This window comes from Mesorhizobium sp. M0968 (assembly GCF_040319065.1).
Classification (GTDB): domain Bacteria; phylum Pseudomonadota; class Alphaproteobacteria; order Rhizobiales; family Rhizobiaceae; genus Mesorhizobium.
Genome location: NZ_JAMYNL010000055.1, coordinates 1 through 12989 on the forward strand (window position 1 = coordinate 1; position 12989 = coordinate 12989).

The window sequence follows — 12989 nt, forward strand, 5'->3', positions numbered from 1 at the left end:
ATGGACGCAAGCGATCGAAAACGACGCAAAACAACCGTTGCAGGCAGGGCGCCGTCCACATATGGATCCCAGGGTCTCCGCGACGGAGCTTCGCTCCTGCTTCGCCCAGGGATGACGAAGGTGAGGGGCCTCGGCCAGCCTTACGGTCTTGCCTCAGCGCGTCAATTGCTGATTCATCCAAGGCGGTTAGCCGCCTTTTCTCCCGACCTGATTCAACGACCTCGCATAACGATCCAAACGAAAGGACCAAGCCATGGCCACGACGAAACTTCTGAGCGATGCCGAGGTGGAAAAAATCCCGGCGGTCAAGGCGGTATTCGACGACATCCGCGCGACGCGCAAATCCGACTTCGTCAACAATTTCTGGCGCGGGCTGGCCAATGATCCGGCGTCGCTGAAGCGGGTCTGGGAACAGCTCAAGGCGGTGATGGTCGCCGACAGCGCCATCGATCCGCTGACCAAGGAGATGATCTACATCGCCGTCTCGACCGCCAATGGCTGCTCCTATTGCGTCCATTCGCATACGGCTGCCGCCCGCGCCAAGGGCATGACCGACGCGCAGCATGGCGAGCTGGTCTCGATCATCGGGCTGGCCGGGCAGACCAACCAGATGGTCACCGCGCTGCAGATCCCGGTCGATCCGCAGTTCGAGGTCAAGTGAGGTGAGGCGCGGCGCGGCGCCTTCCCTTCTCCCCTTGTGGGAGAAGGTGGCCGAGCGAAGCTCGGTCGGATGAGGGGTGCTGGACGGATCGCGGCCTTGGAGACGTAAGTGCTTCAAATCGCTGGGATTTTCTCCGCCGAGTTTCTTCCAGCACCCCTCATCCGTCTCGGCGCTACGCGCCGATCCACCTTCTCCCACAAGGGGAGAAGGGATGCGCGCTACACCGGCCGATATACCTTCTCCGCCGTGTTCCAGAAAATATCGGCCTCGGCGGCCGCGCCGTGTTTCGCCACCGCCTCCCGGTGCGCCCTGATCAGCTCGGCATGGCTGGTCCACAGCTTCTCGATCGGGAAGTTCGAGCCGAACATCAGGTGGCCGCTGCCGAGGATGTCGATGGCGTTGTCGACGATATAGGCGATCAGCGCCGGGTCGTTGTGGTGGACGAAGGTGCCGAGGCCGGACAGCTTTGCATAGAGGTTGGGCGCCGCTGACAGCGTGCGCAGGCCTGCCTTCCAGGCCTCGGTGGTTTCGGGCTCCATGTCGGTCAGCATGCCGGCGTGGGTGAGAATGAAATTGGTCTCGGGGTTCTCGCCGACGAGCGTCAGCCCATCCTTCATCTGGGCGGGGAAAAGCTGCAGGTCGAAGGACAGGCCGTAATGCTTGAGCCGCGCGACATTGGCCCGCACTTTGGGGTCGATGACCTGATCGGCCGAGGCGGCGAAGCGGAAGGCCGACGTTTGGTGCCAGTGCAGCTGCATGCGCACGCCGCGCAGCAGCGGGTATTTGATCAGCCGGTCGATCTGGGAACGCACGTCGTCCACGGTCATGTCGGCATAGCCGACGATGGCGTGCGGCCAGCCGGTTTCTTCCGCGGTCTTCTGCACGAACGCGACCTCGTTCTCGAAATCCTCCTTGGCCCAGTTGGTCTGGACATAGACCGCCTTCTCGACGCCCGAGCCTTGCTGGTCGGCGAGGAATTCCTCGATCGGATAATCGCGGCGGATCGGCTCGTAAGGGCCAAAGATGCGCGGCACCATCGGTCCGACCAGCCAGGGCTGGTCCTCTCGGCGCCAGATGTGGAAATGCGCGTCGATCGCTTTCTGCATCACAAAACCCTTTTCCAGATTGCCGCGGCCGCCGGGGCTGGGCGGGCGAGCGACAGGATGAAATCGGTGAGGCCGGCGATCGAGGAGCCGTCGACCAGATCGTCGAGCACCGGCAGGATGGTGCGAAGTGCTGCCGTGGCCGGCCGAAAACGCGGATCGCCGGCCAATGGCGTCGCCAGCGAAAGCCGAAAGGCGCGGGCGCTCAGCCGGCGTATCGCGGTCTCCAGCTCGGCATGGTCGCCGCGCTCCAGCGCATCCGACAGGATGACGATTGCCGCCCCGCGCGCAAAGGCGGAGAAGCGCGGCACCGATAGAAACGCGAGCAGCGTCGGTCCCATACGGGTGCCGCCGTCCCAGTCGTCGACTTGGGCAGCGGCGCGGGCCAGCGCCTGGTCGCGGTCGCGAATGCGTAGCGGCGAGGTGATGCGGGTCAGCCGCGTGCCGAAAGTGAAGACCTCCGCCCGGTCGGCGCCTTGCACGGCCGCATGCGCCAGCTTGAGATAGTCCGATGTGTAGAGCTTCATCGAGCCGGATACATCGATGAGGATGAGAAGCTTGCGCGGCACCGCCTGCCGCCGGCGCAGCAGCGGCGAGGGGATATCGCCGTCGGCGCTGACGATCTCCCTAAGCGAACGGCGCAGATCGAGCTTGCCGCGCGCATGCGTGCGTACGGTGCGGAAGGAGCGGCGCGCGGGCAAAGCGGTGGCGAGCTTGCGGCGGAAGGCGGCAAGCCCGTCGCTGTCGCGATGGAACTCGCGGACGCTCAACTGTTCGCTGGCCGAAGACAGTTCGCCGCCTTGCTCCTGGCGGACCACTTCGATTTCTTCTTCGCCCGTTGCACCATCGTCCTTGATGCGGGTTTCCTCGTCGGCCTCGCCTTCGACCAGCGCCGCGGCATCCCCATAGAAATGGCTCCGGAAATGCGCCTCGAATTCGTCGCGGCGGTCGGGCGGCGGCGCCAGCGTGGCGAGGGCCGCTTCGCGGATGTCGGCCATCGAACGGGGACCGAGCAGGGTTACTGCCTGCATGAAGCCGGAGACCTGCTCCGGCGCGACAGCAAAGCCATAGCGGCGGAGCAGCCGGGCGAAGCCGAGGAACGGCGTGGTCGCACGGGGCAAACTTTCCGGACGCATCATTCCTTCGCGCTCCCCTCTGTCCTGCCGGACATCTCCCCCTCAAGGGGGGAGATTGGCAGCTTCGACGCTCCGCTCAGCCCTGCAATGTTGGAGTTTAGCGAAAGCCGGGATGACATCTGATCTCCCCCCTTGAGGGGGAGATGTCCGGCAGGACAGAGGGGGGTGCTGTCCCGCCAACGTTGCGGAATGGACGGGAGGAGGGGATTGCCGACTTCCCGGCTCACGCCAGCGCCTCCTCGACAATCTTGCCGAGCTCCGGCGCGATGCAGGATAGATCCTCCTCGTCTTTGATCAGCACGCCGATGGCGCGGCGGAAGGCTTCCGGCCAGGGGCTGCCGCCCTTTTCGAGGATGGTGGCGGCATTGGCCCATTCGACCGCCTCGGCGATGCCTGGCGGCTTGGCCAACGGACGGGCGCGAATGTCGCGCACGGCGGCAGCCACGGCGCGCGCCGTGGCCTCGGCGACGTCGCCGGCGCGCAGCATGATGATCTCGGCCTCGCGCCCGGCGTCGGGATAGGTGATCCAGTGATAGACGCAGCGCCGCCGCAGCGCTTCCGCCAGTTCACGGGTGCGGTTCGAGGTCAGGATGACGATCGGCTGCGCCGTCGCGCTAATGGTGCCGCGCTCGGGAATGCTGATCTGGAAATCGGACAGGAACTCCAGCAGCAGCGCTTCGAATTCATGGTCGGAACGGTCGATTTCGTCGACCAGCAGCACGCGCTTTTCCGGCGCCTTCAGCACCTGCAGCAGCGGCCGCGCGATCAGGAAACGGTCGTCATAGATGTCGACCTCGTGCTCGCCGGCATGGCGGATGGCGAGCAGCTGGCGCTGGTAGTTCCACTCGTATAGCGCATGTGCGGCGTCGATGCCTTCATAGCATTGCAGCCGCACCAGATCGCGCCCGAGCAGTTCGGCTATCGCCTTCGCCGCTTCGGTCTTGCCGACGCCGGGCGCGCCTTCGAGCAGCAGCGGCTTGCCCAGCCGGATCGCCAGGAAGATTGCGGTGGCCAGGCTTTCATCGGCGAGATAGTGCGAGGCGGCGAGGCGGGACGCCACCGCCTCCGGCGAGGTCGCGACTGTCTCTGCGCTTGAAGTCCGGGCGCTTCTCTTGGGCATTTCCAGCACTCAGTTCGGGGCTTGCGCCTTCAGCGCCCGCAGGATGCGCTCCGGCGTGATCGGCAGCGTGTCGATGCGCACGCCGACGGCGTCGAAGACGGCATTGGCGACCGCCGGGATCTGCGGGTTGGCGCACATTTCGCCCGGCCCCTTGGCGCCATACGGCCCGTCCGCCGAGGGCCTTTCCAGCACGATGATATCGGTTTGCGCGAGATCGCCCGGTCCCGGCATCAGATATTGGTTGAAGTCGGTGCCGCCATGGTCGCGATTGGGATAATAGGGTTCGGTCGTTTCGTAGAGCGCATGGCTGATGCCCATCCACGAGCCTCCGACGAGCTGCTGCTCGACCATTTTCGGGTTCAGCGCGCGGCCGATCTCAAAGACGTTCTTCACGGTCAGCACGGTGACCTCGCCGGTCTCGTCGTCGACCTCGACCTCGGCAACCGTGCAGGCGTGGGCGTAGCAGGTCGACGGCTTCATCGCGCCGGTTTCCTTTTCGGGATAGGAGCGGGGGATCAAAAACATGCCGCGGCCGGAAATCGAACGGCCGCGCTTGAAATGCGCCGACAGCGCGACATCGAAGATCGAGATCGATTTCTGCGGCGCGCCCTTGACCAGGATGTTGCCCTGGCCGTCGGTCTCAAGGTCGGACGCATTGACCTCCAGCTCCTCGGCCGCCACTTCCAGCATCACCTGGCGGGCTTCCCTGGCCGCCTGGATAACCGCATTGCCGGCCCGGTGCGTGCCGCGCGAGGCGAAGGTGCCCATGCAATGCGGGCCGGTGTCGGTGTCGGCCGTGTCGACGACGACACGGTCGGTCGGCACGCCGATCGTCTCGGCGCAGATCTGCGCCATGATCTGCTTCATGCCCTGGCCGAGATCGACGCTCGACAGCGTCACCATGAAATTGCCGGTCGGCGTCGAATGCACCAGCGCCTGCGTCGGGTCGCCGCCGAGATTCATGCCGGTCGGATAATTGATCGCGGCGACGCCGCGTCCGCGCCTGATCGCCATCTCAAACCCCCTTCGCGTAGGACGACATCGCCATGAATTTTTCTGCCACCGGCCAGTTGGCGGCGCGCGAGGCTTCCTGCATGCACTCGATCAGCGCAGCACCCTCGGTCGGCTGCCGATGTGCTTTGATGTCGCCGTCACGATAGGCGTTGATGAAGCGGAATTCGAGCGGGTCCATGCCGATCAGCCGCGCGAGCTTGTCCATCTGCACCTCCAGCGCGAAGTCGCCGATGGTGACGCCGAAGCCGCGCATCGCCGAGGACGGGGTGCGATTGGTGTAGACGCAGTAGGTGTCGATCCAGACATTTTGGATCGTATACGGGCCGGGATAATGCCCGGCGCCCTTCTGCGCGCCGTAGGGCGAATGGCGCGAATAGGCGCCGGCGTCGGTGTAGCCGGTCACTTTGCGCGCGACGATGCGGCCGTCGTTCATGACGCCGTCCTTGATGACGACTTTCTCGGCGGCGCGCGGCGAGGAAATCTGCATCTCTTCCTCGCGGCTGTAGATAAAACAGACCGGTCGTCCTGTTATTTTGGCGCCAAGGATGGCGATCGGCTCGACGATGACGTCGACCTTGCCGCCAAAGCCGCCGCCGACAGTGCCGCCGACGAAATGCAGCTTGTTGCCGGGCATCTGCAGGATGATCGAGGCGTTATCGAGGGTGAAGAACATCGCCTGCGTGTTGGTGTAGCAGGTGAAGCGGTCGTTACCCTCGGGTGCGACGATGCAGCCGGTCGTCTCGGTCGGCGCATGCTCGATCGGTGAAGACTGGTAGGTCTGTTCGAGCACGTGGTCGGCCTCGGCGAAGCCGGCTTCGACATCGCCGAAGCGCACCTTGCGGCATTCGCCGCTATCGTAGAGGTAATAATTCCGGCCGTGATATTCATTGACGATCGGCGCGCCGGGCTTCAGCGCTTCGTCCATGTCGAAGACGGCGGGCAGCACTTCGTAGTCGACCTTGACCTTGGCGGCGGCTTCCTGGGCGGCACGCTCGGTCTCGGCCAGCACCGCGACCACCGCCTCGCCCTTCCAGCGCACCTTGCCGTCGGCCAGCACCGTCTCGTCCTCCGGCCCGATCTGGATCAGGATCAGGATGGTGTAGACATTGTGCGGCACATCCTTGGCGGTCAGCACCTTGACGACGCCGGGGTGCTTTTCCGCCTCTGACGTATCGATGCTGCGGATGCGGGCGTGATGATGCGGGCTGCGCACCATCTTCAGGTGCAGCATGCCGGGAAAATTGCGGTCGGCGAAATAGGCGGTCTTGCCGGTGACATGGCCGGGCGAATCCGAACGCGGCCGCGGCTGGCCGATCTCGTGCAGATCGTCCTTGCGCTGGTCGGCAAAGTAGCTCTTGCGGAGTTCCATCTTTTTGACTCCCCTCAAGCCGCGTTCTGCGAATTGGAGCGCGCGGCGCTCAGCACCGCCTGGATGATCGGTTCGTAGCCGGTGCAGCGGCAAATATTGCCGGACAGTGCCTCGACCACATCCTCGCGGCTGGGGTTCGGCGTTTGGTCGAGCAGCACCTTGGCGGCCATGATCATGCCCGGCGTGCAGAAACCGCATTGGGTCGCGAAGGCATCGAGGAAAGCGCGTTGCAGCGGATGCAGCACGCCGCCTTCCGCCAGTCCCGAGGTGGTGGTGACGGTTGCGCCATTGCAGGTCTCAGCCAGCGTCAGGCAGGACAGCCTGAGCTCGCCATCGATGATGACCGAGCAGGCGCCGCAGGTGCCTTGGTGGCAGCCGCCCTTCGGCGAGGTGTCGCCGATCTTGTCGCGCAGCGCATGAAGCAGCGTTGTGCCGCTGTCAATGAATTCGGCCTTTTCGGCACCATTGAGCGTGAACTGAACCGGGACCTTTGCCATCTTTTTACTCCTTTCGCCGCAGCCAGGCGGATGCCACGGTCTTTCAGGCGAGCAGCAGCCGGCCGAGATGGACCGGCAGGACTTCGTTGCGATACCAGGCACTGGCGATCGGATCGGTTCGCGGCGAAGTGCCGTCGCGGGCAACAGCCAGTGCCGGTGCGATGCCCTCGCTGGTGAGTTCCCGGCCAATCAGGGCCTTCTCCGCCGCCCTGGCACGGATCGGCCGGTCGGCCATGCAGCCGAACGCGATCCGCGCTGACGACACGGTGCCGTCCGATGCGTGCTCCAGCACGGTCGCGATGCTCAGCACCGAAATGCCCTTTGGCTTGACCCTCGACACTTTCAGGAAGCGAAAGCCGCCTTCCTTCGGAAGCGTGAAGCCGACCGCGGTGACGATGGCGTGGTTGCTTTCGCGTTTCGCCAGGAAGGTTTCGATCGGGAGTTCGCCGTCGCCGGTGCTGACAGTTGCATCCAAAGCCAGCAGTGCAACGGTGAAATCACCGTAAGGCGTTGGCGCGAAGAGATTGCCGCCGACCGTTGCCATGTTGCGGATCGCCGGGCCGCCGACGGCGCGCGCGGCGTGGGTCAGCGGGGCGAGATCCGGATGGCGGGCGATCGCCGCCATGGTCACCGAAGCGCCGATGCGGACCTCGCCGCCGGAAATGTGGATGACCGACAGCGCCGGTTCGGTCGACCTGACGAAACCGGAGATCGACACGTCGCCTTCATTGGCGGCGCGCACCACCAACGTGCCGCCACCGAGGTAGCGGGTGCCGGCGGCTTTCAGCGCCGCGCCGGCGTCCTTCACCGTCGCGAAACTCTGCAGTGCAAGCGCCATGGAACGCTCCCTTTACGCCTGGCTCTGGCCGGCAAAATGGGCCTTCAGGGCGTTGAACCCGCCCTGGAAGACGTTGGCGCCCATGCCTTCGGCCAATTGATCGGCTTCCTCGGGAGCGGCGTCGAAGCTGGCGGTCCATTCGGCATAGGTGCGGTCGCCGTCGGTCACCCGCCGCAACTGCAACGTCGCCTTGTGGTTGGTGAGCGGCTGCGGCGTCTCCAGGATGGCGTAGCTGACGAGGAAATTCTCGTCGGAGAAATCGAGCAGCTTTTCGCGGAGGCGGGCGCCGCTGGCGAGCTGGAAATTGCGCACGCAGCCGATCGTGCCGGCATCCTTGCCGTCTTCGATATGGCTTTCGACCATGCGCGGGTGCCAGGTCGGCAGACCGTTGAAGTCGCGTATGCGGGCCCAGACCTTTTCGACCGGTGCGTCGATGACGCTGGAGATGGTGACTTTCGCCATATGATCGTTCCCTTGCACATCAGCTGCTTGGGAGGGTAGGGCGGCAGGCTCGGCGGCGCTTATCAATGCGTCTTGAACGCCTATCAAATAGTCTGAAAAACAGGCGCTCAGCTGATCGCCCGCGCCGCTTCGCGGTAAAGCGTCGGCGGGACGCCGACATGGTCGCGGAAGAAGCGCGAGAAATTGCCTTGCGTGGTGAAGCCGAGATTGCAGGCGACCGAGATCAGCGGCTCCTGCGACCACTGTAACTGCCGCACCGCTTCCTCCATGCGTAGCGTGTTCCAATAGACGTTGGGCGTCAGATTGGTCTGTTCCTTGAACAGCGCGAAGAAATGCGGCCGCGACAGGCCGACGCTGCGCGCCACGTCGTCGAAGCAGATACGCTCGCAGACATTGGCTTTCATCAGCTGGATCGCCTTGCGGACGCGGAAATCCTGCATGGTGTTGACGCGGGCGCGCACCGTCTGCGGTGCGGACGCGTCGGCGGCATCGAGCACGCTGTCGATGAAGCGCTCGATCTCGTAATTGGCGATGTCGTCGATGCTTTCATTGTCGCTGAGATGATCGAGGAGGTTGGCCGCTGCCTTGTGCAGCCAAGGCTCGAGCGTGATTGCCGGGGCCGAGAACAGCGGCGCGGAGGAAGGCAGCTCGCGGCGCCTTCGAGCCCAGTCCGGATCGATGTAAAAGGCGAGGAACAGGCCGGGCGTGCCGTCGCGGGACAGAGCGTGGCTGTGCGGCTGGAAGGAATTGATGCCGGCGGCGGTGCCCGGTCCAAGCCGCACCGTCTCGCGGCCGATGGTCATCTCGCCGGCGGTGCCTTCCAGCCAGATAATGATATGCGCCTCGACATGGGCATGGGTGACGAAGTCGCTGGCGACGTTCAGGACAGAAACATGTCCGAACCGGCCCCAGTAGAGCCTGATCGCTTCCGTCATGGATATATCCTCCCGCAGGCGACTGGCCTCCCTTCGCCTGCTGCGAGCGATTGTGCGGCGCAGTTCGGGCTTGCGTCAAGACGGATGTGCACGTCCGGGCGCCGGCCATGCGCCGCAGCGGCGGATTATCAGACCCGGCGATAGGAGCGCGTCCCCTTCTCCCCCTGTGGGAGAAGGTGGATCGGCGCGCTAGCGCCGAGACGGTTGAGGGGTGTTGGAAGAAATGAGGCGATGCCAAACTGGAGCACCCCTCATCCGTCGCCTTCGGCGACACCTTCTCCCACAAGGGGAGAAGGGGGAGGCTGCGCTTGAACGTCAGTCGTTGCGTCTGAAATTGCGGATGCGGTCGAACAGCACGGCGAGCAGGATGGCGCCGCCGATGAACACGCCTTGCCAGAAGGCATTGATGCCGAGCAGGCCGAGGCTGTTGCGGATGACCTCGATCAGCGCCGCGCCGACGACCGCGCCGAAGGCTGTGCCCATGCCGCCGGCCAGGTTGGCGCCACCGATGACGGTGGCGGCGATCACCTGAAGCTCCATGCCGTTGCCGAGATTGGTGGTGACCGCGCCCAGCCATCCGGTCTGGATGATGCCGGCAAGGCCTGCCGCCAATGCCGAGATCATGTAGACGACGACCTTGATCTGGCGTACCGGAACGCCGGTCAGCGTTGCCGCATGCTCGTTGCCGCCGATGGCGAAGATGTGCCGGCCGAATTTCGTCCAGCGCAACACAAAGCCGGTGATCAACGCCAGCACGATCATGTAGAGCACCGGATTGGCAATGCCGAACACCCAGGCACCGCCGCCCAGCGCCAGCAGCTTGTCGTGGTCCGGCCCGAACTGGAAGACGACGGTGTTGTTGGAGGCGACCATGGCCAGGCTGCGCGCAATCGACAGCATGCCGAGCGTCACCACGAAAGGCGGAAAGCCGAGATAGGCGATCAGAACCCCGTTGAAGGCGCCGATGATCAGCGCTGTGGCGATCGCAGCGCCAATGCCGATCTCGATGCCGTAGCCGGCATGCATGGTCACGGCCAGCACCATCGAGCACAGGCAAAGCACCGAGCCGACCGACAGGTCGATACCGCCGGTGATGATGACGAAGGTCATGCCGAGCGCGACGATGGCGACGAAGGTGACGTTGCGGGTGATGTTGTAGAGGTTCTTGGTCGTGGCGAAGGAATCCGTGGCCACCGACAGGAACAGGCAGGCGAGGATGACCGCGATCACCACCCAGAAGGTCTGGCTGGCAAACACCTTGCTCAGCAAGGTGTGCTGCTTGTGCGCGATCGTCTGATCAAGGGTGACTGCCATTATCGACCTTTTTTACCCATGGTTGAGGCGTCAATCATACCTGTTCGATGGCGCCGGTGATGAGCCCGGTGACTTCTTCCGGCGAACTCGATGCGATCGTCTTGTCGGCGACCTTGCGGCCGCGCCGCATGACGATGACGCGGTCGGCGACGTCAAAGACGTCGGGCATGCGGTGGCTGATCAGCACGACGGCGATGCCCTGGTCGCGCAAATGGCGGATCAGGTTCAGCACCTCGGCGACCTGGCGCACCGAGATCGCCGCCGTCGGCTCGTCCATCAGCACGATCTTGGCCTGCGAAAGCATGGTGCGGGCGATCGCCACCGCCTGCCGCTGGCCGCCCGACATTTGTTTGACCAGGTCGCGCGGGCGGGTTTCGGATTTCAGCTCGGCGAAGATCTGGCCGGCACGCTTGTACATCGCGGCATAGTCGAGGATGCGAAGCGGCCCGAGGCCGCGGCGCAATTCACGGCCGAGATAGACGTTGGCGGCGGCCGTCAGATTGTTGCACAGTGCCAGGTCCTGATGGACGATTTCGATGCCGTGCTGGCGCGCCTCGACCGGCTTGTGCAGGATCAGCTCCTTGCCGTCCATCTGCATCGTGCCATGGCTCGGCGGGAAATTGCCGGCGATCATCTTGACCAGCGTCGACTTGCCGGCGCCGTTGTCGCCCATCAGGCCGACAACCTGTCCGGCCTCGATCGACAACGAAACGTCGTTGACCGCCTGGATGGCGCCAAAATGCTTCGAGATGTTGGTGAGTTCGAGAACCGCCACCAGCCTTCTTGCCTCCCCGTGCTTTGCGGCCTGCGGTTTTGCCGCGGCCATTCGCTCTCCCCAGTTCCTCCCGGAAGCAGCGATTTTGCCCATTTACGCATAAGCCTCCTTGGCGTCAACCACGGCTTCTTTCGAAAAATCAGTTTTGTAGGACAAATAGCATTGACGTCGGTGACAAGGCGATATTAGCTAAGTGTCGGAGGAGCTTGCGCCGATCTCCCGGGTTGCCGGAAGGAATCGGTGAGGGTTTGTCGGTCGGGGATTTGGCAACCAGCAGTATCTGTCGGTGCCGGTCTGAGACTGAATATGAAAATGCTTATCGACCTGGCTTGGCGACACGAGTGCGACGTCCTCTGTCATCTTGCTCCGGGTCGATCTGTGTGTGGCGGGCACGCCGTGTCCGTTTGTTTCAAAGGGAGGACTGACATGAGGAAATCACTATTGCTCGCTGCCGCCGCCGTCATGGCGCTGGGTGCCGGGCCGGCCATGGCCAAGAAACAGCTCGTCATCGTCGTGAAGGGTCTCGACAATCCATTCTTCGAGGCCATCCACCAGGGTTGCGAGAAATGGAACAAGGAAAACGCCAGCTCGGAATATGAGTGCTTCTACACCGGACCGGCGTCGACCTCGGATGAGGCCGGTGAAGCCCAGATCGTCCAGGACATGCTGAGCAAGCCCGACACGGTGGCGATGGCGATTTCGCCGTCGAACGCGCCATTGATCGCGCAGACGATCAAAAGCGCCAATCCGTCGATCCCGATCATGACCCTCGACGCCGACCTCAGCAAGGAAGATGCGGCGCTGCGCAAGACCTATCTCGGCACCGACAATTACCTGATGGGTCACAAGATCGGCGAATACATCAAGAAGGCCAAGCCGAATGGCGGCAAGATCTGCACCATCGAAGGCAATCCGGCGGCCGACAACATCCTGCGCCGCGCGCAGGGCATGCGTGACGCGCTTTCGGGCAAGGACGGCCTCGCGGCGCTGGCAGGGGAAGGCGGCTGGACGGAAGTTGCCGGCTGCCCGGTGTTCACCAATGACGACGGCGCCAAGGGCGTGCAGGCGATGACCGACATCCTCGCCGCCAATCCCGATCTCGACGCCTTCGGCATCATGGGCGGCTGGCCGCTGTTCGGCGCTCCGCAGCCCTACCGCGACCTGTTCAAGCCGATGGCCGACAAGATCGCCAGCAACGCCTTTGTCATCGGCGCCGCCGACACGATCGGCGACGAGGTGGCGATTGCTCGTGACGGGCTGGTGACCGCGCTGGTTGGCCAGCGGCCGTTCGAGATGGGCTACAAGGCGCCCTCGGTGATGATCGACCTGGTCGACGGCAAGCCGGTCGCCGATCCGGTGTTCACCGGCCTCGACGAATGCACCAAGGACACCGTCGACACCTGCATCCAGAAGTAGGTTCGCAGTTTCGGGGCGCCCGTCGGGCGCCCCGTTACGCATCGTCCATACAAACGCACGAGGCGACGCTGCTTTGGAGCGTAGGCCGCTGCTTTGTCGTGCCCTGAATTCAGGCTTTCGACAAGAAGCTGCCGGGGAATACGAATGCCGGACGCGACATCAAAAAAGCAACCCGCCAAATTGAAGGCAGAGCCTGGGCGGCCGGCCGTCGTTCGGCGCGCCGACGCCGCACATTTTCCCGGCTCGAGCGTGCATGCCTCGCTCGCCAACGAAATCGGGCTGAGGATCGTGCGCGGCGACTATCCGCCGGGAACCATCCTGCCCAACGAAGCCAAATGGTCCGAGACCT

13 protein-coding genes and 1 pseudogene are annotated in these 12989 nt (G+C 64.1%); 3 read left to right on the plus strand and 11 right to left on the minus strand.

Annotated elements, in window-relative coordinates:
- Positions 1 to 253 precede the first annotated feature (253 nt).
- Positions 254 to 661 (plus strand): carboxymuconolactone decarboxylase family protein, encoded by a 408-nt coding sequence (locus NKH67_RS33225; protein ID WP_352503856.1) that lies wholly within the window; start codon positions 254 to 256, stop codon positions 659 to 661.
- Between the two features lie 218 nt (positions 662 to 879).
- Here the strand turns inward: NKH67_RS33225 and NKH67_RS33230 are convergent, their stop codons facing one another.
- The 11 genes from NKH67_RS33230 to NKH67_RS33280 form a co-directional block, all read right to left on the minus strand.
- Positions 880 to 1767: an amidohydrolase family protein gene (locus tag NKH67_RS33230; RefSeq protein WP_352503855.1), complete on the minus strand. Its 888-nt coding sequence runs from the start codon at positions 1765 to 1767 to the stop codon at positions 880 to 882.
- Positions 1767 to 2903 (minus strand): vWA domain-containing protein, encoded by a 1137-nt coding sequence (locus tag NKH67_RS33235; protein WP_352503854.1) that lies wholly within the window; start codon positions 2901 to 2903, stop codon positions 1767 to 1769. The genes NKH67_RS33230 and NKH67_RS33235 overlap by 1 nt, the downstream gene beginning before the upstream one ends.
- Positions 2904 to 3123: 220 nt before the next feature.
- On the minus strand, positions 3124 to 4020 hold the full coding sequence (locus tag NKH67_RS33240; protein WP_352503853.1) for an AAA family ATPase: 897 nt from the start codon (positions 4018 to 4020) through the stop codon (positions 3124 to 3126).
- Positions 4021 to 4029: 9 nt separating this feature from the next.
- Positions 4030 to 5034, minus strand: a complete 1005-nt coding sequence (locus NKH67_RS33245) for a xanthine dehydrogenase family protein molybdopterin-binding subunit (RefSeq protein ID WP_352503852.1) — start codon at positions 5032 to 5034, stop codon at positions 4030 to 4032.
- Between the two features lies 1 nt (position 5035).
- A complete protein-coding gene (locus tag NKH67_RS33250; protein WP_352503851.1) occupies positions 5036 to 6403 on the minus strand; it encodes a xanthine dehydrogenase family protein molybdopterin-binding subunit in 1368 nt (455 codons plus the stop codon).
- A 14-nt stretch (positions 6404 to 6417) separates the two neighbouring features.
- Positions 6418 to 6900 (minus strand): (2Fe-2S)-binding protein, encoded by a 483-nt coding sequence (locus tag NKH67_RS33255; RefSeq protein WP_352503850.1) that lies wholly within the window; start codon positions 6898 to 6900, stop codon positions 6418 to 6420.
- A gap of 43 nt (positions 6901 to 6943) precedes the next feature.
- Complete coding sequence (locus NKH67_RS33260) at positions 6944 to 7738, minus strand: FAD binding domain-containing protein (RefSeq protein ID WP_352503849.1); 795 nt, start codon at positions 7736 to 7738, stop codon at positions 6944 to 6946.
- Positions 7739 to 7750: 12 nt separating this feature from the next.
- On the minus strand, positions 7751 to 8200 hold the full coding sequence (locus NKH67_RS33265; RefSeq protein ID WP_352474973.1) for an SRPBCC family protein: 450 nt from the start codon (positions 8198 to 8200) through the stop codon (positions 7751 to 7753).
- Positions 8201 to 8307: 107 nt separating this feature from the next.
- Positions 8308 to 9135: an AraC family transcriptional regulator gene (locus NKH67_RS33270; protein ID WP_352503848.1), complete on the minus strand. Its 828-nt coding sequence runs from the start codon at positions 9133 to 9135 to the stop codon at positions 8308 to 8310.
- 315 nt (positions 9136 to 9450) lie between these two features.
- Complete coding sequence (locus NKH67_RS33275; RefSeq protein WP_254820532.1) at positions 9451 to 10449, minus strand: ABC transporter permease; 999 nt, start codon at positions 10447 to 10449, stop codon at positions 9451 to 9453.
- A 34-nt stretch (positions 10450 to 10483) separates the two neighbouring features.
- A complete protein-coding gene (locus tag NKH67_RS33280) occupies positions 10484 to 11224 on the minus strand; it encodes an ATP-binding cassette domain-containing protein (protein WP_023675804.1) in 741 nt (246 codons plus the stop codon).
- Positions 11225 to 11650: 426 nt separating this feature from the next.
- On the opposite strand from NKH67_RS33280, the gene NKH67_RS33285 reads away from it, so the two are divergent.
- Together NKH67_RS33285 and NKH67_RS33290 are read left to right on the plus strand one after the other, a co-directional pair.
- The gene (locus NKH67_RS33285) at positions 11651 to 12640 is read left to right on the plus strand and encodes a sugar-binding protein (protein ID WP_023675805.1); all 990 of its coding nucleotides are present in this window, start codon (positions 11651 to 11653) and stop codon (positions 12638 to 12640) included.
- Positions 12641 to 12784: 144 nt separating this feature from the next.
- Positions 12785 to 12989 (plus strand): annotated as a pseudogene (locus NKH67_RS33290) (FadR/GntR family transcriptional regulator); the annotation flags it as partial.